Source organism: Pleomorphomonas sp. PLEO, from assembly GCF_041320595.1.
Taxonomy (GTDB): domain Bacteria; phylum Pseudomonadota; class Alphaproteobacteria; order Rhizobiales; family Pleomorphomonadaceae; genus Pleomorphomonas.
In genome coordinates this window covers 1035491-1060008 of record NZ_CP166625.1, presented here as the reverse complement: position 1 = coordinate 1060008, position 24518 = coordinate 1035491, and the positions used below count along the sequence as shown (strand labels likewise).

Here is a 24518-nt window from a genome sequence, read left to right as displayed (position 1 = left end):
ATCATTGACGACCGAAGTAACCTTCTGTCTTGCCCAAAAAACGGCAGGGCGCAAGCTAACCAAGCTACCACGGCAACGCCGCGTCAGCCCTCCAGTTCCTCGCGCAGCATCTCGAGCCGCAACCACTCCTCCTCGGCCGCTGCCAGCGCCACCTCGGTGGCGGTGAGCTTTTCGGTAGTGCCGGCAAACAGCGTGGGATCACGCGCATAGAGACCGGAATCGTCCAGCACGGCATGCAGGCGCTTGGCTTCCTCCGACAACTTGTCGATCCTACCGGGCAGCGTCTCCAGGGCGTGCTTGTCCTTGAAACTAAGCTTAGACCGGCCCTTCGCAGGGGCGGCAACGGATGAAGCCGCCTTCTTCGGCGTGGCCGCGGACTTTTCCGCCTTCCTCGCCTCGACGCCCTTCCCTCGCTGGGCCAGCATGTCGCTATAGCCGCCAGCATATTCGAGCCAACGACCATCGCCTTCGCTCATCACCACCGAAGCGACGACGCGGTCGAGAAAATCGCGGTCGTGGCTGATGGCGATGACCGTGCCGCCATAGTCGGCAAGCAGCTCTTCCAGAAGATCAAGCGTCTCGAGGTCGAGATCGTTGGTCGGCTCGTCGAGCACCAGCATGTTGGAGGGCTTGGCGAGAGCCCGAGCAAGCATCACTCGGCCGCGCTCGCCACCCGACAGCGCCGAAAGCGGCGTCCGTGCCTGTTCGGGCGCGAACAGGAAATCCCGCATATAGCCGACGACGTGACGTTTCTCCTCGCCGATCACCACCCAGTCGCCCTTGCCCTCGGTGAGCGCATCGGCGAGCGTGGTCTCGGGGTCGAGGCTGTCGCGCTTCTGCTCCAGCGTTTGCATGTCGAGGGAGATGCCAAGCTTGACGGTGCCGCTGTCCGGTTCAAGATCACCGGTCAAAAGTCTGAGCAGCGTCGTCTTGCCGGCGCCGTTGGGGCCGACGATGCCGATGCGGTCGCCGCGCGCCACCCGGATCGAGAAATCCTGCACGATCGGCCGGTCGCCAAATGACTTGGAGATCGATTTCGCCTCGATCACCAGCTTCGATGATGCCTCGGCCTCGGCCGCCACCATCTTCACAGATCCCTGCGGCCCGCGATGCTCGCGCTTGTCCTTGCGGAGATCGGCGAGCATGTCGACGCGGCGGACGTTGCGCTTGCGGCGGGCGGTGACGCCGTAGCGCATCCAGTGCTCTTCGGCTTCGATCTTGCGGTCGAGCTTGACGAGATCGCGCTCTTCCTCCTCTAGCACCTGATCGCGCCAAGCCTCAAAGTGTGAAAAACCGCGATCGAGCGTGCGCGTCACGCCGCGATCGAGCCAGACGGTGGTGCGCGACAGGTTCTCAAGGAAGCGACGGTCATGCGAGATCAGCACCAGCGCCGATTTCATGGTCTTGAGTTCGCTTTCCAGCCATTCGATGGCCGGCAGGTCGAGATGGTTGGTCGGTTCGTCGAGCAACAGGATGTCCGGCTCGGGCGCCAGCACATGGGCAAGCGCCGCCCGTCGCGTCTCGCCGCCCGACAGCGACGTCGTCGGCTCGTCGCCGGTCAGCCCAAGTTCATTGAGGAGATAGAGCGCCCGGTAATGAACGTCGCCAGGCGCCAATCCTGATTCTACATACTCCAGCGTCGTCTTGAAGGATGTGAGATCAGGCTCCTGTGGCAGGTAGCGCACCGTCTTGCCCGGTTGGAAGAAGCGCTCGCCGTCGTCGGCTTCGACGAAACCGGCGGCAATCTTGAGCAATGTCGACTTGCCTGAACCATTACGGCCGACCAGCGTTATGCGATCGCCCTCGCCGACCGTGAGGTCGGCACCGGTCAGAAGCGGCGTCGAGCCAAAAGTAAGGTGGATGTTCTTGAGGAACAGAACCGGGGGGAAAGCCATGTCCGATATCGTCTCCGTCAGCCGCGCAGCGCAAAGGCTTCGTCGGCAAGGCGCGCGACGATCTCTCTAATTGCCTTCTTGGCAGGACCGGCCGCCGCCACCTGCCGCGACACATTGGGCAACGTGCGCCTGGCCGCTGCCCGCCCGAAACGCGACCGGAGATCGGCCATGGTTGCACCCTGCGCACCGATGCCGGGAGCGAGGATCAGCGAGGTCGGCAGTCGTTCGAGTACCTTGTCGGCATCGTCGAGCGTCGCACCGACCACGGCGCCGCAAGGACCGTTGCCCGACTTGGCGAGCACGCCCCGATTGAAAGCCGTGAGATCGTCGGCCAGCGCGTTGGCCACCGTGCGATCGTCCTCCTGCCGGGCGGTCTGGAGCAGGATGCCATCCGGGTTCGATGAGCGCACGACGACGAACAGACCGGCTCCGTACTCGGCGGCACGCTTGACCACCGGCGCAAGCGATCCCGAGCCCATGTAGGCGCCAAGCGTGATGGCATCCACCGGCGTGCCCGCGTCCTCACCAATCCAGGCGCCGGCATAGGCCTCGATGGTGTGGCCGATATCCATCCGCTTAATGTCGGCGATGACCAGAGCATCGGCCGAACGGGCGTGGCCGATCACCTCGGCCGCCGACTTCAGACCCTGCCAGCCGAAGCGCTCGAAGAAAGCGATCTGCGGTTTGAAGATACCGACAAGATCACCCACCGCCTCCACCATCTCCAGGCCGAATACGCGCACGCCCTCGGCATCATAGGGCAGATCCCAGGCCTTCAGCACTTCCGGCGCCGGGTCGATGCCGACGGTGAGCGACGAGCGGCGGTCGGCAATCGCCTCGAAACGGTCGGCGAAGGGAATGGCGGACATGACGGATCTCCGGAAAATCACTTGGCAGGCGATATAGCGCATCGTGCGGAAAAGTGGGAACCGGTTTTCCGCGAAAGCGATCCGACAAGCCAATAACAGAGAGCGCATGGCGCTCTCGTCGGCATGAACGGTCGGAGAAAGCCTTTCGAGCGATCGCGCCTACTCGGGCGCTTTGCGGACATACCAGCTCTTCGGCCGCGTCAGGCCATGGAAGCCAAGCGGCGACAAGGCTGCGCCACGGCCGGTATCCTTGACGCCGGTCCAGGTCAGCGCCGGATCAAGGTAGTCACAACGGTTGACGAAGACGGTGCCGGTCTCCAGCTCGCGGCCGATCGCCTCGGCGGCATCCAGATCTTCGGTCCACAGCGAGCAGGTGAGTCCGTATTTGGAATCGTTCATCAAAGCCAGCGCCTCGGCATCGTCACGCACCTTCATGATGCCGACCGCCGGGCCAAAGGTCTCCTCGGTCATGAACGCCATCTGGTGGTTGACCGAGGTCAGCACCTGCGGTGCGATATAGGGCGTCCCCTCCCGATCGGCAGAGAACAATTTCGGATCGATGTGAGCTACGGCGCCGCCCCGCAGCGCCGCTGCGATCTGCTCCCGCACCGTGGCGGCACCGCGGGCGCGCGCCATCGGGCCCAGCGTCACTTGGGGATCGGTAGGATTGCCCAGCACGTATTTCTTGGTAAGATCGACGAGGCCGGCGACAAAGTCGTCATAGACCTTCTCATGCACATAGACGCGCTCGATGCCACAGCAGCATTGGCCGGCATTGAAGAAGGCACCGTCGGCGACGTTTTCAATGGCAAAATCAAGCTTGGCATCCGCCCTCACGTAGGCCGGGTCCTTGCCGCCGAGTTCGAGATTGATGGCGATGAAGGTACCGACGGCCGCCTGTTCCATCGCCGCGCCGCCAGCCACCGAGCCGGTGAAGGCGACCATATCCGCCTTGCGTCCGGCGATCGCCGTCGCCGTCTGGTCGTGGCTGAGCACAATATGCTGGAACACCCCCTCCGGCAGGCCGGCGGCGTCGAACGCATCCTGGAAGCGCTCGGCAACCAGAAGCGTCTGGTCGGAATGCTTCAGCACAACTGTATTGCCGGCCATCAGCGCCGGCATCACCGAATTGACGGTCGTGAGATAAGGGTAGTTCCAGGGCGCCACCACGAAGACCACGCCAAGCGGTTCTCGGCTGATAGTGCGGTGAGCGCCATGGTCGCCGAACTCGAGACCGCTATCGAGGGTACCAAGGCTTTCGGCGGCGATCTTCGCCATGTAACGGGTGCGCTGTTCGACACCGTTGAGTTCGAACGGCGTATAGCGGATCGGCCGGCCCATCTGCCACGTCAGTTCCTCAGCAATGCGCGGCCGCAGGACCAGCATGGCATCAAGCGCCTTGAGACAATAATCGATGCGCGTTTCGAGCGGCAGCTTCGCCCAGGCCTTTTGAGCATCGCGAGCAAGACGGAACACGCGGCTCATCTCCGCTTCCGTGGCAATTGGGCGCTCGGCATAGACCGAGCCGTCCACGGGGGAGACGAGCGTCATGACGTCGGACATGATGGGTGCTCCATTTGCTCTGGGGCGCGCATCTTGGGCGAGCCCCGTAAGTTTCCATCTCTGCACGCGGACGCCTGGCAATCAAGAGACAGACGGAACATACGACATGGGGCGCCCGATGAAGGCGCCCCATGTTTTTTGCGTGTTCTGGAATAAGGACTTATTCGGCCGGAGCAGGCTCCTCGGCATCCGGGCCAGCGCCGCCTGCGTGAGCGATGGCAAACTCTTCCTCAGGCGAGAGGATCAGCTTGTGACGGCCGATGAACGCAAAATAGGCGATCGCCGCGGCAAACCACACGGCCACCCAAAGCACGCCCTTGGAGAAGTTGGGGTCCTGCACCTGATAGTAGAGCGTGACCACCGCGATGAGGATGGTCAGAACCGCGCCGGGTATGCCGAGCGGGCTCTTGTAGGGGCGCTCGATATCCGGCTGATTGACCCGCAGCAGGATGAAGGAAATCGCCTGCATGATGTAGGAGAACATGGCGCCGAACACCGCCATGTTGAGCAGCACCGAGCCGATCGCCGAGCCGCCTTCTGTCGCACCGAGCGCGAACCAGATCACCATCATGACGAGAAGACCGACGATGGAGCCGCTGACCATGGCGACATGCGGCGTCTTGTACTTGGAATGCGTCAGCGAAAGCGCCGTTGGGAAGTACCCGGCGCGCGACAGAGAATAAACCTGCCGACCCTGGGCGTAGAGAATGGTGTGGAAGGAGGCAATCAGACCGGTGAGTGCCACGATGCCAAGGAGTACCACACCACTGTCGCCGTACACGGCGCGGAAGCCATCCAGCAACGGCTCGAGCGACGAGCCGAGATGAAAGGCGCCGACGCCGACAACCGACGGATTCAGCAGGACGATCATGAACGCCGAGAGGATCAGCGTCGAGATTCCCATGATGAGGCCTTTGGGCATGTCACGCTTGGGATCCACCGATTCCTCGGCGGCAAGCGGCAACTGCTCGATGGCGAGGAATAGCCACACGGCAAACGGCAGCGTGGCGAGTACGCCCGAGAAGCCGAACGGGAACCATTTGCCACCGCCCTCAGGCAGTTCGATCGCCGCGCCATCAGGTCCAACACCGATGTTGAGCGCCCAACGCGAGAAATCCATGTGCGGGATGGCGCTCACCCAGAAGAACACGAGGACGGCAAGCGATAGCACCGTCACCACCAGCGTCACCTTGAACGACAACTCAAGGCCGAACACGTTGAGCGCGAGGAAGATCGCATAGAAAACGATCCAGACGAGTGGTGAATAGGCAGCATCGAGGCCAAGAATGGAATTTACATAAGCAGTGATGAAGGTGACGATCACCGCCGGGGTAAGTACATATTCAACATTCTCGCAGAGGCCGGTGACGAAACCACCCCACGGGCCCATCGCCGTCCGGGCAAATGAATAGGCGGCGCCGGTATGCGGCAGCGCCGGGCTCATCTCGGCAATCGACAGTGAAAGGCCGAGATACATGACGGCGATAATGGCCCCGGCGGCCAGCATGCCACCCCAGCCGCCTGTGGCAAACCCAAAGTTCCAGCCGGAAAAATGGCCGGAAATCACGGCGCCGACACCCAGCGCCCATAGCGACCAGATGCCGGCATAGCGCGACAGATGCCGCTGCTCGAAATAGCTGGCGTCGGCTTTCTTGTAGCTGACGCTTCCTTCGGAGGTGGACATTGAGTTCCCCTTTTCGTGCTTTTAGGCTCCCCACGCACAGCGCTCATCACGATCGGCGCCCGTTCCCCGCCGAGGCGGTCCCTGCGAACGGTGCGGCGCGGAAGCTGCGATGCGCTTTGCAAGGATCATGCTACTTTCGGCCAATAGTCCCTGACCGCCGACTTGCGCAAGACCTGCCTGGTTGCTAGCCGATGGCATCGCGGTTCTCTACGGAAGGAACAAGCCATGGCACCGATCATCTTCGTCTTGGGCGGGGCCCGTTCCGGCAAGAGCCGATTCGCCGAACAGCGAACGCGCGCCTTCGCAGCGCAAGAGAAGATCTACATCGCCACCGCCGAATGCCGCGACGCGGAGATGGAAAGCCGGATTGCCCAACACCGGTCGAGCCGAGGCCTCGACTGGCAAACGATCGAAGCGCCATACCGCCTCGCCGAGATACTGATTGCCGAAGCTCGCGGCAATCGGGCCGTGCTCGTCGATTGTCTGACGCTTTGGCTAACCAATCACCTGCTGTCAGGAGCGGACCTTGAGGCCGAGTGCGAGGGCCTCGCTTCTGCTCTCGCCGGTGCCGGCGGACCAGTGGTGTTGGTGTCCAATGAAGTTGGGCTATCCATCGTCCCCGAAAATGCTCTCGCCCGCCAATTCCGCGACGAGGCCGGCCGGCTCAACCAAAAAATCGCCGCGGTTGCCGACGAAGCTTGGTTCGTTGCCGCCGGCCTGCCGCTGCGGCTGAAATGATCCTTATCGGTATTCTAGAAATTTGATCACGGGACCAGTCGGAAACGAACGGGTTGCCCTCAGACCAAGGATTCGTTTCGATTTCAGGTGAGTGTGATATAAGTTTAATCAAAATTAACTATATAAGGGCGCGAAAGCTCGAAGTGGTATTATCCGGTGTCCGATTTCAGCACGAAATCGGCTGTTTTCGTATGGCATGGCGTTTGCATTTTGGCATTTGCGAGTTCGCAGTTTGGGTTAAGCATTGCATTAAACGCATAGGCTTTCTGCTTTTTCCGGCGGCCTATCGGGTTGCAGGACTAGGGGAAATCCACTAGCTTGGTAAACGTTTTGTTATCTCGGAGTGATAGTTGCGGCGACTTTCGCCGAACCGTTTCCGAACTGGTTTTTAGATTTCGATTTTTTTGCTTCGGGGGATGTTATGCGTCTAACGGATCTTAATAGTGATTTTTCCAGGGGCGGCGCCGAAAGCTCGTCCGGATTGCACGAAGCCTCACGCGTGATGCAGTCGTCGACTTTTTCGCCGAGCCAGTCAGCGGCTGTCGCGGCGCCATATAGCGGTTTCGCCATCAACGATGGATGGTCTGAAGTCGAATACAATTGGCGGCCGGCCCATCTCGCAGCGAAAAGGTTGGTCGATTTCTTCGGTGCCGCCTTCGGATTGCTGCTGCTGTCGCCGCTGCTCATCGCCGTGGCCGCGATCATCAAGATCACCAGCGCAGGCCCGGTCTTCTTCCGGCAAGAGCGGACGGGACTGGATAACAAGCCGTTTCAGATCTTCAAGTTCCGCTCCATGTACACGGACCGGTGCGATCTGTCTGGCGTAGCCCAGACGGTTGCCGGCGATGCGCGTATTACGCCGATCGGTCGGATCATCCGTAAAACCAGCATCGATGAGTTGCCTCAGCTCATCAATGTTCTACTGGGCGACATGTCATTGGTCGGACCGCGTCCGCACGTGCCCGGCATGCTGGCGGCGGGCGTCCGCTACGAAGAGCTGGTTATTGGTTACGAGCGTCGCCACGCCATGCGCCCCGGGATTACCGGGCTCGCTCAGGCCGAAGGTCTGCGCGGACCGACAATCGAGGTGGAGCCGTCGGTCATGCGGGTCGTGCGCGATATCGAGTACATCCGCAGCTTCTCGATCTGGCTGGACATCCGCATTCTCTTCCGTACCGTGATTAATGAAATCGTGCGCGGACAGGGGTTCTAGTCTGGCCGATAAAGCAGAATAGAACGCCCTCCACCATTCAGGGAGGACGTTCTATGGAGCGATGCCGAGCAAATATCCCGCTTAAGTCGGGTTACAGTTTAACCCAGATACGGGGGTTAGTGGGCGACTGCATCGTCACAAAACGGTATCCAGTGCTATTCCATGGCTTGACGATTTGGTTGAGGTTGTCGAGCACGAAGTCGCCCCGATCAGTACGAACCATCAAGACGGCATGCGATTCACCCCGCCCAGTAACCACCGTAGTCATTAGTAGTGCCGAAGTTGGGAATCCCTTGCGCAGCAAAGCTGCCCGCTTAGTCAGAGCATAATCCTCGCAATCACCGGACGCGCCGCCGATTTTCCAGACGTCAGCGGATCCGATTTCTGGCTGCGGGTTCATAGCACCGTTGACTTCACGATTAACGCGGTCAAGCAGCGCTAAAGTTTCGACCGTGAGCTGGACATCACCAGCCGTTGAACCGACATTCTTGGCGCGTTGGACCTTGCAGGCGGACGGTATAACCGAACACATCACATAAAAGCCGGTCGGGCCAACTGTAAGCCCCTTTGTGTTGACACGGCCAGCGGTAGGCAGATCCAAACTCTGCTTTGGGATATTTAGAAAGCCAGCCGACGCCACCTGAGGAAGGAGAGCGGCGGCGGCCAGGACGATCATAAGGCGGACCAACTTGTTCATGGCGGCAAACTCCCGTCGAACTTTATGTGGACCGAGTACACCAGATTTTCTTTGAGAATTGGTTAGGCTAGATGGCCAATCAATAAGCAACGATGGTCACCGGAATTGAAGCAAATACAGCTCAAATTCTAGCCATTATCGCTTAGGTCCCATTAACCATGGAACGGGAGGGGGAATGCAAGTAGACTTGGATATGCTCAATCCTTCATTGCATCTCGGCCGCCACTCCGTAGACGCGGCGCCCCCTTACGGCAATATGCAATCTTTCTGCAATATCCAGCGGAAGTCCGTTGCAAATTGACCATATGCTTGAAAATTCGTTGAGAGCGGGAAAGTCCCCCTTGCATACCCACAACTACTTAATGTAATTTGTAAGAAAATGTGGCGACAGGCGGGGGCAATCGCTCCAATTTGATACAACTCGATAGGAGATAATAAATATGACCAGATCGTTCCTTTCGGCGTCGCTGGGTGCCGCCTTGGCACTTTCAAGCGCAACCGGTGCCTTTGCGACTGTGAATGAGAGCGCCGCGAATGCTTTGATTAGCTCGCTTTCGTCAATGCCCGCCTCAAGCGCGAGAGACGGCTTGATCGCCGAAATTCAGAGTCTTTCCGGCGCGTGCGGTGGGTCGAATTCGGGTGTGTGCATTGTTGCTCTGCAAAAGGTTGTCGCCGCCGCAAAAGCGGTCAGCCTGACCAGCACGATGAAAGCGGATGTTGCTTCGCTGACCCGCGATACGGCCGCGAACACCAATGGTGTTCTGACAAATGACCAGTACGCGGCCCTTTCTTCAGACGTTGATAGCTTGTCGCCCACGTCTCCGACTGGCTCGACCGGTGCGACCGGCGGTCCTGGTGCTGGCGGTGCCGGTGGTGGCGCGACGGGTGGTGGCCCGGGCGGCGGCAACGGTGGCGGCAGTTTTGGCCCGCAGCAGGCTGATGGCGCGGCTAGCCCAGGCGTCACTGGTTAACATATGCAGTCTGCATAAGAAAATGGCCGTGGTCTAGGTATCCAGACCACGGCCTTATTTTGAGCGCTGCATCCTCTCCGATAATGCGCACGGCTTTTCAGAGCCAGAACTACTTCCGGGTCGGAAGGTGGTTGGGAGGCGGAGCACTCTTTGAGCTTCCGAAAGCTCGGCGTAGTTAACCAAACAAGGCTTTTTCTAATGTTTCGTCGCTAGGCGACACCATGGAGCATCTTGTCCGCTTGGTTGGCGGCGCGATTTCGGTCATAGTGATAGCGTCGAAGTAGGTTCAAGGAAGTTTTCTCCAAATGGATTCATCCGAATTCGATGTTCGCAACGCAATTGGTCTCGTCCGCCGCCAGATTTGGCTTATTGTATCAACCGTACTGATTATCGTCGGCTTGGCAGCCGTCTACGTTTTCCTCCAGACGCCAACCTATACCGCCTCGACACTCATTCTGGTCGACCCCCGACAGAAAAACGCGCTCGACCCAGAAAGCCAGATGTCGCTTATGCCCACCGACAACGCGCGGGTGGAAAGCGAAGTCGAAATTTTAAAATCTCCATCGACCCAGCTCCAGGCTATTTCTCGTCTCGGACTGGTCAAGGACCCGGAATTCGGCGTTAAGCTCGGCACCGTCGATCGTCTGATGGTTTTCCTGAAAATCAAGACGATGGAAAACCTGCTGGCCGATACCGATAGTCAGCTGCAGTCGGTACTGGGACGCTTTTCCAACAATATTTCGATCGCGCGCCGTGGACTGACCTACGTTATCAGCGTCTCTGCCACTTCGTCTGATCCGGCCAAGGCGGCATTGATCGCCAACACCGTATCCAGCACCTACATCGACGCTCAGGTTGATGCCAAGATCGCCAATGCCCTGACCGTGCGCGATGCGCTCAATCGTCGCCTCGCCCAGGCTTCGACGACGATCAACGAATCCGAGAATCGGATCGATACCTTCGTCAACGAGAACATCGAGAAGGTTTCCAACGAAAGCGCGCGCGCCGACATTACAGCCATGCGCGCCAATCTTGACGCATTGAAGGCTCAAAGCATATCCGCTCAGTCGCTGCAGTCGAGCGTATCTACGCTCGCCGCCAACAAGGACTGGGACAGCATCGCGGCGCAGCTGAAGTCCGACACCGTCAGTCAGATCAAGGCCGAACGCGACAAGGTTCTCGCCGACATCGGCAACGCCGCGGCGGGGTCGAACCGAGAAAGCAACCTGCGCGCCAGCCTCTCACAGCTTGACAAGCGTCTCACCGATCAGGTCAACGTCGAACTCGGTACGCTGTCCGATCGCGTCAAAGTGGCGCAGCAGGAGCAGGATAAGCTACGGACTACCATCCGCGATACCGTACTCTCCAGCAATCTTTCCAATGACGTGATGGTCAAGATCTACGAACTCCAGCAAGAGTCGACGGTCGCCAAGACGCTCTACCAGGATCTGCTGCAACGTCTACGCGGCGTCGAGACCCAGGCCGATCTACAGCTGGCAGACAGTCGCATTGTGTCAGCGGCGCTCCCCCCGATGGGCCGAGCGCTCCGAAAACCCAACTCATTCTGACTTTGGCAATCGTCGCCGGCCTTGGCCTTGGCCTTGGCCTTGCCTTCCTCAACGAGAACTTCATTGGTGGCTTCACCTCGGACCAGCAGTTCGAGGCGGTCCTCAACGTGCCGGTCATCTCGTCCGTCCCCCTGTTGTCGCGCGCAGGGCGTTCGATTACCGAGCGATCGCAGGTGGCCAATGAACTCCTCGACCACCCCCTTACTGCCTACAGCGAGTCGATCCGGCGCATTAGGCTCGGCCTGGAAAACATGCTGAGGCGCAAGCTTCAGGACAAGAGCCGGGAAGGCGGTCTTATCGTCATGGTCGGCTCGGCCATCCCGGGCGAAGGCAAGACGACGACCGCCATCGCCATCGCCCGCGCCTTTGCCATGTCCGGCAAGCGCGTGCTGCTGGTCGACTGCGATCTACGCCGGCCTTCGATCGCTCCTTCTCTAGAGTTGACCCCGGAGAGCGGCCTTGCCGACTACCTGACTCTATCGCTCGATTCCCAATCGATCCGTCAGTTCGTCACCAAGGACAAGGTGCCCGGCCTCGACATGATCGTCGGCAAGAACACCCACAGAACGTCCACTGACAGTCTCATCGAAACCGCGCAGTTCAATCTTCTGATGGAACTTGCCAAAGAGCGGTTTGAGATCATTGTGCTTGATACGCCGCCGATCCTGCCCGTCGTCGATGCCCAGTATCTCGCCACGCGCGCCGACATCGTCACGCTGGTTGTCCATTGGGCCTCCACCTCCCAGCGCGACGTACGCTCGGCGATCAACGATCTCAGGACCACCGCCGGCGACGATCTGCCGATTGCCGCCGTGTTGTCCAAGGCCGAACTCGGCGTCGGCTCCTACCGCAACAAGTACAACAGCTATTATTACTACGCGCCTGAAAGCTGATCCGGCGCGCGGGGAATAATTTCAAGACGTAATCGGGAAAGGCGGCCGTCTCAGCAGAGGCGACCGCCTTTTGCTTAACAACAAAAACGCGGGAGCCTGCCTGACGCGTTGGTCTTCATTGACCTCCCGGTTGGTCGAGACTAAACCTGATCATCCCAAGCGTCTGACGGAGATCGTCGTGAGGCTTCTGCTGTCGTTGATCGCTGCGTGTTCCATCCCTTTTTCATCCGCATTCGCCGACGAGCCGCTCGCTAGCGTCAGCAAACCCGTTGCCGTCAGGGTTACGACGGCTAGGTTGGTGCCCCACAGCGAGACGCTTGCGCTAACCGGCGAGGTTCGGGCCCGCGCTTCGTCCCAGCTTTCCTTTCGTGTTTCCGGCCGGATCGCCCAACGCTTCTTCGAGGTCGGCGATCACGTGAAGAAAGGCGACCTTCTCGCTCGTCTCGATCCTAGCCAGCAGCAGGCTGACGTTGCCAATGCCGAGGCGGCACTGGCCGCCGCCGAAGCTGGCGCCCGGCAGGCGGCGTCAGCCTTTGACAGGCAGAAGACATTGCTCGACAAGGGTTTTACGACCCAGTCGGCCTTTGACGCAGCGACGAAGGCGGTACGGACCACGAGTGGGACAATCGATTCGGCGAAGGCCGCTCTCGACATCGCCCGGGCCAATCTCACCTACACCGAGCTTCGGGCGGATGCCGACGGCGCCGTTACCACTCGTAATGCCGATGCCGGTGAGGTCGTCGCCGCCGCGCGACCGATCTTCATCGTCGCCACTGATGGTCCGCGCGACGCCGTCTTCGACGTCTACGAACAGCTATTCCTACTGATTTCCACCCTGCCGGACATAACAGTTGGCCTCGTCAAGGACCCATCCGTGGCCGTGCCCGGCAAGGTGCGCGAAATATCGCCAACCGTCGAAACCCGGACTGGAACGGTGCGAGTCAAGGTCGACATCGGCAATCCACCGGCCATCATGAGTCTTGGTGCACCGGTCACCGGTCGCATCGCCAGTCGGCAAACGCGCGCCGTGCTTTTACCCGCCCGCGCGCTGAACGAAAACGACGGAGCCGCCGCTGTATGGGTGATCTCCTCCAATGGCGCCAGCGCCGAACTTCGGCCGATTGGTATCGCCGCCTACACCACCGACGGCATCGTGGTTGATTCCGGCCTTGCGGATGGCGACCGTGTGGTCACCAGCGGCGGCAAACTGCTCCGCCCCGGTGCCAGCGTGGAAATCGTCGGGGAGGACGCGCCATGATCCGCCAGTTGGCCATCGCAGCTCTCGCCGGCCTTGCGCTCGTCGCCTGCCAGGAGAAAGCCCAGACGCCGCCGGCGGTGCGACCGGTCATGTCGGCGCGTGTCGCTGTTGGCGACATCGACCAGCAATCCTTTGTTGGCACCATCGAGGCGCGCGACAAGACCGACCTGAGCTTCCAGGTGCTTGGCCGGCTGATGACGCGCAACGTTGACGTCGGCGATCTGGTGCAATCCGGTGACCTCATCGCGACCATCGACGCCACCACACTCGATCTCACCGCCCGTTCCGCTGAGGCAGCTCTTGGAAACCGCCGAGCCGAGCGGGAAAATGCCGCCGCGACAGTTGCTCGCGTCGAGGCGCTTCGGACGAGCGGCACCGCAGCCGAGTCTAGCCTTGACGACGCCCGAGCCGCTTTTGACGCCGCTGATGCCGCCGTTCGCCAGGCGGAGGCTGATCTCGCCAAGGCGCGCGACGCTCTTGGTTATGCCGAACTCAGGGCCGGCTTTGGCGGCGTCGTCACTGCAACCGGGGCAGAACCCGGTCAGACGGTGTCCGCCGGCCAAAGCGTCGTCACCATCGCCAAGCCCGACCCGCGCGATGCCGTCATCGACATGCCCGACTGGATGGCAGGCGCACTGGCGCCAGCGACACCTTTCATCGTCGCCCCCCAGATCGCGTCCGACCAGCCGATCGCTGGCCGACTGCGGGAAATCGCGCCGGAAGCGGACCCCGTCACCCGGACGCGCCGCGTCAAGATTGCCCTTTCCGACCCAACCAGCCTGTTCCGCCTCGGCTCCACAGTGGAAGTCCGCGCCGATCAGCAGGCAACTCCCGCCATCACGCTGCCGGAGGCGGCCGTACTGACACGCCAAGGCGGCAGCTTTGTCTGGGTGGTCAAGATCGACGAAGCGAGCCGCGCCGCACGGCGCGAAGGCAGCGTCGCGCTCCGGCCGGTGAACACCGCGCCAGCCGGCGATGGACGCCTCCGTATCGTATCGGGTCTTTCAGCGGGCGAGCGCGTGGCCATCGCCGGCGTTCACAGTCTTGAAGACGGACAAAAGGTTTTGGTACTGGCGAACGACCGTGATGATGCCCAGGGAGATGCATCGTGAAGAGGTTCAATCTCTCGGACTGGTCGCTCGATCATAAATCCCTCGTCTGGTATTTTATGATCGTCTTCACGCTGTTCGGCGTGTTCTCCTATATCAACCTCGGCCGCGAGGAAGATCCATCTTTCAGCATCAAGACCATGGTGGTCCAGGCCTATTGGCCGGGCGCTTCGGTCACTGAGATGACCCGGCAGGTCACCGACCGAATCGAGAAAAAGCTGCAGGAGCTGCCGAGCCTCGACTTCACGCGCAACCTGACACGGCCGGGCGTCACCACCGTGTTTGTCAATCTTCGCAGCGACACCAAGGCTGCCGATGTCGACGGCACATGGGTGAGGGTGCGCAACCTGATCTCCGACATCCGCTCCGAAATGCCGGACGGCGTGGTCGGCCCGTTTTTCAACGACGACTTCGGCGACGTCTACGGCAACATCTATGCGCTGACGGCTGATGGCTTCACCCCGCGCCAGCTGCGCGATTATGCCGAGGATATCCGCACCCGCATTCTCTCGGTGGAGAATGTCGGCAAGGTGGAGATCATCGGCGCCGAGGACGAGGTGATCTATCTTGAGTTTTCACCGCGTCAGCTGGCCGCCTACGGACTCGATGAAAAGGCGGTGCTGACGACGCTCGCCGAGCAGAACGCCGTCAACCCGTCCGGTACGATCGAGACGGGCTCCGAGCGGGTATCGGTGCGGGTATCAGGCGAATTCCGATCGGAAAAGAGCCTCGAAGCGGTCAACCTCCGCGTCAACGGCCGCTTCTTCCGGCTGTCCGACGTGGCAAAGATCAGCCGTGGCTATGCCGACCCGCCAACCGAGCTGTTCCGCTACAACGGCGAGCCGGCCGTCGGCATTGCCATCGGCATGAAGTCCGGCGCCAACCTCTTGAAGTTCGGCGACGCGCTCCGGGCCGAGATGGCCAAGATCGAAGCGGAACTGCCCATCGGCATCGCCGTGCATCAGGTCGCAGACCAACCCAAGCTGGTCGAAAAAGCGGTCTCCGGTTTCACGCAGGCACTGTTCGAAGCGATCGCCATCGTCTTGCTGGTCAGCTTCCTCAGCCTCGGTCTTCGCGCCGGGGTGGTCGTCGCGCTGTCTATTCCGCTGGTGCTCGCCATTACTTTCATGGTGATGGAGACCTCGAACATCTCGCTGCAGAGAGTGTCACTCGGCGCGCTGATCATCGCCCTCGGTCTTCTCGTCGACGACGCCATGATTGCCGTCGAGATGATGATCGCCCGCCTCGAAAAGGGAGATTCGCTCAGAACGGCGGCGACCGCCGTCTACACATCCACCGCCTTCCCGATGCTGACGGGCACACTGGTGACGGTGGCCGGTTTCGTTCCCGTCGGCCTCAATTCATCGGCGGCCGGCGAGTTCACCTTCACCATGTTCGTGGTCATCGCCGTGTCGCTGGTGGTCTCCTGGATCGTCGCTGTGGTGTTCACGCCGTTGATCGGCGTTACCGTGCTGCCGGCCAAGCTGAAGCATCAAAAGACGGAGAAGACCCGCTTCGCGCGCGGTTTCGAGCGCCTGCTGGTTGTCGGTCTGCGCAACCGTTTCATCGTCATCGGCCTGACGCTCCTTGTCTTCGGCACCTCGCTCTATGGCCTCACTCACGTCCAGCAGCAATTCTTCCCGGACAGTGATCGCTCCGAACTGATCGTCGACTTCACGTTGCCGCAGAACGCCTCCATTGAGGAAACAGGGCGGGTAATTGCCCGCTTCGAAAAGGATATGTTGGCTGGCAAGGACGGCGTCGACCATTGGTCGTCTTATATCGGTCGTGGCGCGGTGCGCTTCCTGCTCACCTTCGACCAGGAACCGGCAGCCCCCTATTTCGGCCAGCTCGTTGTCGTCACGCGCGACGAGGAGACACGCAACCGCCTCAGGGCGGAGTTCTCCGATTATCTCCGCCGCACGTTCCCCGGCGTCGATAGCTTCGTTCGCCTCTTGGAAATCGGCCCGCCGGTCGGCCGCCCAGTCGCCTATCGCCTGTCCGGGCCGGACATCGAAGGCGTACGCGACGCCGTCGGGCGGCTCGCCGCCGTCGTTGCCAGCAATCCTCATGTCGACAATGTCGCCGCCGACTGGGGCGAGCCGGGACGCGTCGTCAAGGTCGACGTCATGCAGGACAAGGCACGCCTGCTCGGCGTCTCATCGCAGGATATTTCCAACGCCCTCTATGGCATCATCGGTGGCGCCACCGTGACCAAGATCCGGGACGACATCTATCAGATTGATGTCATCGGCCGTGCCGTGTCGGAAGAACGCAATTCCATCGAGACCCTCAAGAACCTGCAGCTCGCCAGCCAGACCGGATCCAGCGTGCCGCTCGCCGCCGTCGCCAACCTCCGCTACGAGTTGGAGCAGCCGGTGGTGTGGAGCCGCAACCGCCTGCCGACCGTCACCGTCAAGGCCGCGCGCGCCGACGCCACGCAAGCCGACACCATCGTCAAGCAACTCAAGCCGGCGATCGATGCCTTTGCCGCCACGTTGCCGGCCGGCTATCGGCTAGCAATTGCCGGATCGGCCGAGGAATCGCAGAAGGCGATGACGCCGATCATTGCCGTCGTACCGCTGATGGCCTTCCTGATGCTCACCGTGCTGATGATTCAGCTTCAGAGCTTCAGCCGTCTCGTGCTGGTGGTGGCGGTAGCGCCTTTGGCGCTGATCGGCGTGGTGGCGGCGCTTCTCCCAACCGGCGCGCCGCTGGGCTTCGTCGCCATCCTCGGCGTGCTGGCCCTGATCGGCATTCTCATCCGCAACTCCGTCATCCTGGTTGACCAGATCGAGCGGCTGAGGGCGGAAGGTATGCCCGCCTGGAACGCGGTGATCGAGGCGACGGAGCATCGCTTCCGGCCGATCGTTCTGACGGCGCTGGCGGCCAGCCTTGGCCTGGTCCCGATTGCCAACGAAGTATTCTGGCAACCGATGGCCTTCGCCATGATCGGCGGCATCATCGTCGGCACTGCCCTGACGCTGATCTTCCTGCCGGCGCTCTATGTCACCTGGTTCGGCATCCGCGAGGAAAAAGCCCCGCCCGCGGTGTAGTCAGCCCGACAACGTGGTGCGAAAAGCGTCGAGGACCGCCTCAAGCGCTGCGATGCGGCGAATTTCCGCTTCCACATAGGCATCGTCCCTGAGGCGGGCTGGCCGGTCGATGGAAAGGCGGGCGACAATGCGCCCCGGCCGTCCCGCCAGCACCACCACCCGATCGGCAATGCGCACGGCCTCTGAGAGATCGTGGGTCACCAGCACCACCGTCACCCCACGCTCCTGTGCGTCGAGGCGAACAAGCTGCTGCATCTCGCGCGACAGACCGACATCGAGTGCTGAAAAGGCCTCATCGAGCAGCAAGACGTCAGGCTTGACGGCAAGGGCTCGCGCCAGCGCTACCCGTTTCTTCATGCCACCGGAAAGCTGATGCGGGTAAAGATCAGCGGCGCCCTGTCCCAGGCCGACCTTGACCAGCATCGTCCGCGCCTGGCTGAGACGCTCGGCGCGGGTAAGCCGCAGGCCGGCAAGACCGAAGGCGACGTTGCCGCGCGCCGTTCGCCAAGGCAGGAGAAGCGGATCCTGAAAAACGAAGGCCGGCCGGCCAAACGGCAGGTCGAGGCGGCCACTGTCGGGGTTTAAGAGGCCGCCCAGGATATGGAGCAGCGTCGTCTTGCCGCCACCGGACGGCCCAAGAATGGCGAGCACGCCGCCCCTTGGGACTTGCAGGTCGATCCTGTCGAGCACTTTTGTACCGGCAAAGCCATGCGATACGCCGCTGGCAACGAGCGCCCCCGCCTCGCTCATGCCGCCTCTCCCGGCAGACCGCGCCGCCATGTCTCGAAATACCGGCGCACCGGTTCGATGAGGAGGCGTTCAACGATCAACAGCAGCGCCACCACCACGACCACCCAGGCCATGGTCTTGGCCGTGTCGACCTCGGCCCGCGCCGCCGCGAGGCCGTCGCCGATACCGCCGGCCCCGGACAGCAACTCGGCCATGACGGCCACCTTCCAGCTCATGGCGAGCGCCGTGCCGAGCGCCGGCAGCAGATGGGACAGGACATGCGGCAGATAAACGTCGACGATCCGAGCGCCAAGCGGCACTCGGAAAGCGCGCGCCATGGTGCAGAGGCTGCCATCGACGGTGCGGGTGCCCTGCGTCGCGGCGGCAAACACCAGGGGACCGACCGCGACCGCGACTGAAAACGTGGCGGCAAGCCCCGAGCCACCGAACCACAAGAGCGACAGCACCACCCAGGCGATGGCCGGCACACCGATCAGGATAGTGGCAATCGGCTGCAACATGGCCCGCACCGACAACGAGCGGCCAGCAAGACCACCCAAGAGCGAACCGATCAATGTCGCCGCGAGAAAGCCGCTGAACGCATCGCGCGCCGTCGTCACCACCGCCGGCCAGAGATCGCCACCAGACGCCAGCCGCCCCAACGCGAGAACCGTCGCCAACGGCGAGGGCAGCACGAAGTCACCATAAGCGCGATGTCCGATTTCCCAGAGCGCGACAACACCGGCAAGCCCGAGCATCGCCCAGCGGCGCTCGCCACCGCCACCGGCCAGCCGGTGCCAGGGGATCCTCGGCATGGTCTCAGCTTCCCCAATAGAAGGCTGGTTCCGGCAGGCGTCCGGCGACGATGTCCGGCGAAAGGGTCATCAGTGCCTGGAAGTAGGCTTCGAGATCGGCCTTGGCGTCCCACGCCGACATCACTTTCAGGCGGAAACGCGGCAGTGAGGCCTCGATGATCGGCGCCGGCAGCTTCAACTGATCGGCGATGAGCCCCGCCGCGGCTTTCGGATTGTCGCCGACCCAGCCGGCCGCCTCCACCGAAGCGGCATGCAGCGCCGCGACGACGTCGGGATGGGCCTCAAGAAAGGCGTCCGTCACCGCGAGGCCGGCCTGCGGAATGCCGGCGGGACGGCCGCTGCGGACTGCGTAGAGCTCGGTAACGTCGAGGGCGCGCGTGACCGCAACGCCTGCCTGCTTTGCCCTGATCTCGGCGGCGCTCGCAGCCGGCTCCGGCAACACGGCGGCATCAGCCTTGCCGGCCAGAAGCAGCGGCACCGCCTCGGCCGACGTGCCGACATAGGAAAGGCTGACATCCCGGTCCGGATCGAGCCCTGCCGACTTGAGCACGAAGCGGGTGAGAAGATCGGGGGCATCGTTCTTGGCACCGACCAGCAACGTCTTCCCCCGAAGGTCTTCGATCCGTTCGAGGCGCACGCCCTGCCCGGCGAAGATGTAGAGCAGACCCCAGGTCAGAACGTTGACGAGACGGACGCCGGCACCACGGTTAAAAAGGTTGGCGGCGGCATAGCTCGGCGCGGCGAACAGTGAAATGTCGCCCGAGACGACCCCGGCCCGCATCTGATCGGCCGTGCGCCAGACATCGAAGCGCGCCTCCCCCACCAGCTTGGAGAGCGCACCCGAAGCCACAGCCCGAGCCAGCACCACCGATGGCGAAGCCGGCATACCCCATACCGTCAAGCGGTCGAGGGGCGCGGCAGCCTGAGCCGGCAGCGCAACGAGGGCAGCGGCGGTGGTCAGGCACTCGAGGAAGCGCCGGCGGCTCATGCCAGCTGGCATGGAGGGAACTGTCATGATGGAACCTGGATTTAAGCGGCGAGGCCGCGTCATTGGCAACACTAGACCAATTCGCGACCTGGGGGAAATTGCCGAACCCCAATGGGCGTCCGGAGCAAAAACCGATTGGAAACCAAGTTATTCCGAAGAGATACGGATGGGTTTCACCCATATACGCGATAACCCGTAATACGAAAGCTGAGAATGGGAAGCATCTAAATCGAAAAAGAGAAAAAGCAACTACATAAGATGCTTCGTTTGACTTTCCTCATTGCTGTTCACATGACAGATGCGTATGGGATGCTCGATACGGACACATTTCCCCGAAGGTCGCTCGCCTGTGACAGACTTGTGGGGGAACGCCCAACCAAATGGGGGTGGCAGCATGGCACAGGTTGTTTATGGCGTGTGGGACGGCATCGTCCACGATTATCGCCAGGGAAGGGTCGTGGAGGGCACAACGCCTCCCGACCTCAAGGATTTCGAGGTGTTCGACGAAAACAACCCGATCCGTGCCTTCGTGGCCGATCGCGGCTTCTTCGTCTTCGATGAGAAGGTCAATCTCATCGACACCTTCTGGCAGTATCTCAGCAAGGCTGCCGACGAGTCCTGCGGCAAATGCACCCCCTGCCGCATGGGTACCGTGCTGGTACGCGACGCGCTTGGCGCCATGCGCCGCGGCCTTGAAGGCGACCTCAGCCTCGACGAGATCGCCACCATGGCCGAGCAGATGCGCGCCACCTCGCTCTGCGGCCTCGGCCAGTCCTGCGGTACGGCCCTAGGCAAGGCGATCGCCGCCTTCCGCGACGAGTTCGAAGCGGAACTTGCCAAGAAAGAGCCGGCCCGTCCTCAGAATTCCATGAGCTACATGACGGCGCCGTGCATCGAGGCCTGCCCGTCCAAGGTCAACGTCCCGCGCTACATCGACTACATCCGCGACGGCAAGCCCGAGCATTCGCTGGGCGTCATCCTGCAGAAGTATCCGATGGCCGCCACCTGCAGCCGCGTCTGCGTCCGCTTCTGTGAGGCGGCCTGCCGCCGCAAGATGGTCGACGAAGCCGTCGGCATCAAGATCCTGAAGCGCTACGTCGCCGAATACCAGACCGGAGCGCATCCGCTGGTGTTCTCCAAGGACATGATCGCCAACATTCTGCCGGAAGATCAGCGCGTCGTCGTCGTCGGTGCCGGCCCGGCTGGCGTTTCTTGCGCCTATCATCTTCTGATGCGCGGCTATCACGTCGACATCTACGAAGCCCAGGGCGAGATGGGCGGCATGGCCGCCATCGGCATCCCGTCCTACCGCCTGCCGAAAGACGTTCTTCTCAACGAGATGAACGCCATCACCAAGCTCGGCGGCCGCTTCTTCTTCAACCAGCGCCTCGGCACCGACTTCTCGGTCGATGACCTGATGCAGCGTGGCTACAAGTCGGTGTTCCTCGCCCTCGGCTGCCAGGAAGGCACCAAGATGGGCTGTGAGAACGAAGACACCAGCCTGCAGGGCTACGAGTCCGGCATTGGTTTCCTGCTCAAGGTCCACGACCACGTCGCCGGCATCAAGACGCACAATATCGAGGGCGAAGTGGTGGTGGTCGGTGGCGGCAACGTCGCCATGGACTGTGTCCGCTCGGCCATCCGCATGGGGGCCAAGAAAGTCCATCTGGTCTACCGCCGCACCGAAGCCGACATGCCGGCCGATCGTGAGGAGGTAGTGGCTGCCCATGACGAGGGTATCGAGTTCCACGTACTGACCAATCCGCTGGCCATCGTTTCGGAAGACGGCAAGGTCGTCGGCGTCAAGCTGACCAAGATGGAGCAGACCGAGGTCGACGCCAAGGGTCGCCGCAACGTGCGGCCGATCCCCGGCAGCGAATACGTGATGCCCTGCTCGGTGGTGATCGCCGCCATCGGCCAGCAGGTCGACACCGGCTCGGTCAAGCCCGAAGACGGCGTCGAGATGAGCAAGTGGAACTGGGTGGTCGCCAACAAGGAATCGCTCGCCACGTCGCGGCCGGGCGTGTTCGCCGGCGGCGACTGCTACCTCGGACCATCAACGCTGATCGCTGCCATGGCCGACGGCCTCAAGGCCGCCCGCAATATCGACGACTACCTGCGGCGGGGCTCGACCCGCTTCTTCCCGCGCTCGCGGATGCGCAAGATCCTGGACAACAACAAGCTGTTCTCCAACGATTGCATCGAAGTGCCGGTCAAGAACGAGTACCGCGTCCACCATCCGGAACTGTCACCGGAAGTGCGCAAGACCATGTTCGGGGAAGTCGAGCAGATCATCAGCTCGGAGGACGCCTACAAGGAGTCCATGCGCTGCATGCGCTGCTACCGCATCTATTCCGTGATCACCGAACATTCCATCCCCGAAGGAGCGGCGTGAGACCATGTGCAACGTCGAAACCCTCATCCCCGTCGGCGCCGAGGCCACGATCAGCTTCAAGATCAATGGCAAGGCTATCACGGCCTATCCGAACGAGACGATCCTGTCGGCCGCCCGTCGGCATGACTTCTACATTCCGACGCTGTGCGAGTTGGCCGATATCGACCACACGCCCGGCACCTGCCGCGTCTGCCTCGTCGAGATCCAGATGCCGGACCAGACCGGCACCCACATGGTGACGGCCTGCAATACGCCGGTGAAGGAAGGTCTCGCCATTGAGACCCGCACCAAGAAGGTGCGCGAGATGCAGAAGCTGCAGGTCGAGCTGTTGATGGCCGACCATTTGCAGGACTGCGCCACCTGCACCCGTCACGGCTCCTGCGAGCTGCAGGACGTGGCGCAGTTCGTCGGCCTGAAGGAGAACCGCTTCTTCGATCCGATCCGCCTCACCTCCCGTGAAGTCGATCATTCGTCGCCGGCCATGGTCCGCGACATGACCAAGTGCATTCGCTGCCAGCGCTGCATCGCGGTCTGCCGCTACCACCAGGAAGTCGACGCGCTGGTCATCACCGGCACCGGCCTCAACACCTCCGTCGGGCTTCGTCACGGCAAGAACCAGAAGGACTCGACCTGCGTCACGTGCGGCCAGTGCGTCCTGGTCTGCCCGACCGGCGCACTTGCCGAGAAGGACGAGACCGATCGCGTCCTCGACTACATCTACGACCCGGAGATCACCACCGTTCTCCAGTTCGCACCGGCCATCCGCGTCGGCTTCGGCGAAGAGTTCGGCATGCCGCCGGGCACCAACGTCGAGGGACAGATCATCGCCGCCGCCCGTAAGCTCGGCGTTGACGTGGTGCTCGACACCAACTTCGGCGCCGACGTGGTGATCATGGAGGAAGGCACCGAGCTTCTGCATCGCCTCGCCGAGCGCAAGAAGCCGACCATCACCTCCTGCTGCCCGGCCTGGGTCAACTTCGCCGAGATTCACTATCCGGAGCTGTTGCCGCTGCTGTCGTCCACGCGCTCGCCGCAAGCGGTCGTCGGCGCCATCGCCAAGACCTACCTGCCGGCCAAGATGGGGCTCGATCCGAAGAAGATCCGTGTCATCTCCATCATGCCCTGCACGGCCAAGAAGGACGAGATCGTCCGGCCACAGTTGGGTGAGGACAACACGCCGGATGTCGACGTCGTGCTGACGACGCGCGAGTTCGCCCGTCTCCTGAAGCGCGAGGGACTTGATCTCTCCACCATGGAGAAGTCGACCTTCGACAACCCCTATATGAGCGAATACACCGGCGCCGGCGCCATCTTCGGCACCACCGGCGGCGTCATGGAAGCGGCGCTGCGCACCGTCTACAAGGTCGTCAACGGCAAGGAGCTCGACAAGATCGAGCTGACTCAGCTGCGCGGCTTCGAGGGCGTGCGCTCGGCCACCGTCGACCTCGGCGGCAACATCGGCGAAGTGAAGATCGCCATGGCCCATGGCCTCGGCGAGACCCGCGCCCTGATGGAAGCGATCAAGGCCGGCGAAGCCGACTTCGACTTCATCGAGATCATGGCCTGCCCCGGTGGCTGCGTCGATGGCGGCGGTACGCTCCGCTCCAAGAAGCAGTACCTGCCCTACGCCCTCAAGCGGCGCGAGACGATGTTCGGCATCGACCGCAACGCCAAGGTGCGTCAGTCGCACAACAACGAGCAGGTCAAGGCCCTCTATCGCGACTTCCTGGGTTCGCCGAACTCCGAGAAGGCGCACCATCTCCTGCACACCTACTACACCGACCGCAAGGCCGAGCTGGAGCTGACGGTCAAGGAGATCTGGGGCGAGATCAAGATGAGCACCATGATCTATTGAGATCTGGCGCTTTTCCAAACCTGAAAACCGGGCGGCGGGGCAACCTGCCGCCCGGTTTTTCATGATGCGTCAGTGCCCGACCCAAAACTCGCTGGGGCGCGGCAGATGGCGATGGTTTCGAGAACCGGAGCGGAGCGAACTTTGAGCAACTCCAGCAAAAGTGTCCGGCGGTTTTGCGTCCGGAGTTGCGTCGAACAGGAGACAGGGCATTGGCGGTGAACC

General features: G+C 61.9%; 18 protein-coding genes. 10 read left to right on the top strand and 8 right to left on the bottom strand.

Annotated features, from left to right (window positions below; all coding sequences use genetic code 11):
* Positions 1-83: 83 nt before the first annotated feature.
* The 4 genes from AB6N07_RS04645 to AB6N07_RS04630 form a co-directional block, all read right to left on the bottom strand.
* A complete protein-coding gene (locus tag AB6N07_RS04645) occupies positions 84-1895 on the bottom strand; it encodes an ABC-F family ATP-binding cassette domain-containing protein (RefSeq protein ID WP_370676645.1) in 1812 nt (603 codons plus the stop codon).
* Positions 1896-1912: 17 nt separating this feature from the next.
* Positions 1913-2764, bottom strand: coding sequence for an orotidine-5'-phosphate decarboxylase (pyrF, locus tag AB6N07_RS04640; RefSeq protein WP_370676644.1), 852 nt, complete (start codon positions 2762-2764; stop codon positions 1913-1915).
* Positions 2765-2923: 159 nt separating this feature from the next.
* Entirely contained in the window at positions 2924-4327 is a 1404-nt protein-coding gene (locus AB6N07_RS04635) for an aldehyde dehydrogenase family protein (RefSeq protein ID WP_370676643.1), read from the bottom strand.
* Positions 4328-4487: 160 nt separating this feature from the next.
* Entirely contained in the window at positions 4488-6011 is a 1524-nt protein-coding gene (locus tag AB6N07_RS04630) for an amino acid permease (RefSeq protein WP_370676642.1), read from the bottom strand.
* A gap of 225 nt (positions 6012-6236) precedes the next feature.
* On the opposite strand from AB6N07_RS04630, the gene cobU reads away from it, so the two are divergent.
* The gene (cobU, locus tag AB6N07_RS04625) at positions 6237-6749 is read left to right on the top strand and encodes a bifunctional adenosylcobinamide kinase/adenosylcobinamide-phosphate guanylyltransferase (protein WP_370676641.1); all 513 of its coding nucleotides are present in this window, start codon (positions 6237-6239) and stop codon (positions 6747-6749) included.
* A gap of 421 nt (positions 6750-7170) precedes the next feature.
* Positions 7171-7962, top strand: coding sequence for a sugar transferase (locus AB6N07_RS04620; protein WP_370676640.1), 792 nt, complete (start codon positions 7171-7173; stop codon positions 7960-7962).
* A 91-nt stretch (positions 7963-8053) separates the two neighbouring features.
* Here AB6N07_RS04620 and AB6N07_RS04615 read toward each other — a convergent pair whose 3' ends face one another.
* Positions 8054-8659 carry a transglutaminase-like cysteine peptidase gene (locus AB6N07_RS04615; protein ID WP_370676639.1) on the bottom strand — a complete coding sequence of 202 codons (606 nt, stop codon included), beginning with the start codon at positions 8657-8659 and terminating at the stop codon, positions 8054-8056.
* A 440-nt stretch (positions 8660-9099) separates the two neighbouring features.
* Here AB6N07_RS04615 and AB6N07_RS04610 point away from each other — a divergent pair, with 440 nt between their 5' ends.
* The 6 genes from AB6N07_RS04610 to AB6N07_RS04585 all read left to right on the top strand — a co-directional run bounded on the left by AB6N07_RS04610 (position 9100) and on the right by AB6N07_RS04585 (position 17514).
* On the top strand, positions 9100-9630 hold the full coding sequence (locus tag AB6N07_RS04610) for a hypothetical protein (RefSeq protein ID WP_370676638.1): 531 nt from the start codon (positions 9100-9102) through the stop codon (positions 9628-9630).
* A gap of 305 nt (positions 9631-9935) precedes the next feature.
* On the top strand, positions 9936-11198 hold the full coding sequence (locus tag AB6N07_RS04605; protein WP_370676637.1) for a GumC family protein: 1263 nt from the start codon (positions 9936-9938) through the stop codon (positions 11196-11198).
* A gap of 2 nt (positions 11199-11200) precedes the next feature.
* A complete protein-coding gene (locus tag AB6N07_RS04600) occupies positions 11201-12091 on the top strand; it encodes a CpsD/CapB family tyrosine-protein kinase (RefSeq protein WP_370676636.1) in 891 nt (296 codons plus the stop codon).
* A gap of 178 nt (positions 12092-12269) precedes the next feature.
* The gene (locus AB6N07_RS04595; protein WP_370676635.1) at positions 12270-13349 is read left to right on the top strand and encodes an efflux RND transporter periplasmic adaptor subunit; all 1080 of its coding nucleotides are present in this window, start codon (positions 12270-12272) and stop codon (positions 13347-13349) included.
* The gene (locus AB6N07_RS04590; protein WP_370676634.1) at positions 13346-14461 is read left to right on the top strand and encodes an efflux RND transporter periplasmic adaptor subunit; all 1116 of its coding nucleotides are present in this window, start codon (positions 13346-13348) and stop codon (positions 14459-14461) included. Before AB6N07_RS04595 ends, AB6N07_RS04590 begins: the two co-directional genes overlap by 4 nt.
* Complete coding sequence (locus AB6N07_RS04585; protein ID WP_370676633.1) at positions 14458-17514, top strand: efflux RND transporter permease subunit; 3057 nt, start codon at positions 14458-14460, stop codon at positions 17512-17514. The genes AB6N07_RS04590 and AB6N07_RS04585 overlap by 4 nt, the downstream gene beginning before the upstream one ends.
* On the opposite strand, the gene AB6N07_RS04580 is transcribed toward AB6N07_RS04585, so the two are convergent.
* Genes AB6N07_RS04580 through AB6N07_RS04570 form a run of 3 tightly spaced genes read right to left on the bottom strand, consistent with a single transcriptional unit; the run spans position 17515 to position 20073 of the window.
* Complete coding sequence (locus tag AB6N07_RS04580; protein WP_370676632.1) at positions 17515-18264, bottom strand: ABC transporter ATP-binding protein; 750 nt, start codon at positions 18262-18264, stop codon at positions 17515-17517.
* On the bottom strand, positions 18261-19058 hold the full coding sequence (locus tag AB6N07_RS04575; protein WP_370676631.1) for an ABC transporter permease: 798 nt from the start codon (positions 19056-19058) through the stop codon (positions 18261-18263). The genes AB6N07_RS04580 and AB6N07_RS04575 overlap by 4 nt, the downstream gene beginning before the upstream one ends.
* Before the next feature lie 4 nt (positions 19059-19062).
* Positions 19063-20073, bottom strand: a complete 1011-nt coding sequence (locus AB6N07_RS04570; protein WP_370676630.1) for an ABC transporter substrate-binding protein — start codon at positions 20071-20073, stop codon at positions 19063-19065.
* A gap of 367 nt (positions 20074-20440) precedes the next feature.
* Here AB6N07_RS04570 and AB6N07_RS04565 point away from each other — a divergent pair, with 367 nt between their 5' ends.
* Together AB6N07_RS04565 and AB6N07_RS04560 are read left to right on the top strand one after the other, a co-directional pair.
* Positions 20441-22441: an FAD-dependent oxidoreductase gene (locus AB6N07_RS04565; protein ID WP_370676629.1), complete on the top strand. Its 2001-nt coding sequence runs from the start codon at positions 20441-20443 to the stop codon at positions 22439-22441.
* A 4-nt stretch (positions 22442-22445) separates the two neighbouring features.
* Positions 22446-24296 (top strand): [FeFe] hydrogenase, group A, encoded by a 1851-nt coding sequence (locus AB6N07_RS04560; RefSeq protein ID WP_370676628.1) that lies wholly within the window; start codon positions 22446-22448, stop codon positions 24294-24296.
* The last annotated feature ends 222 nt before the right edge of the window (positions 24297-24518 follow it).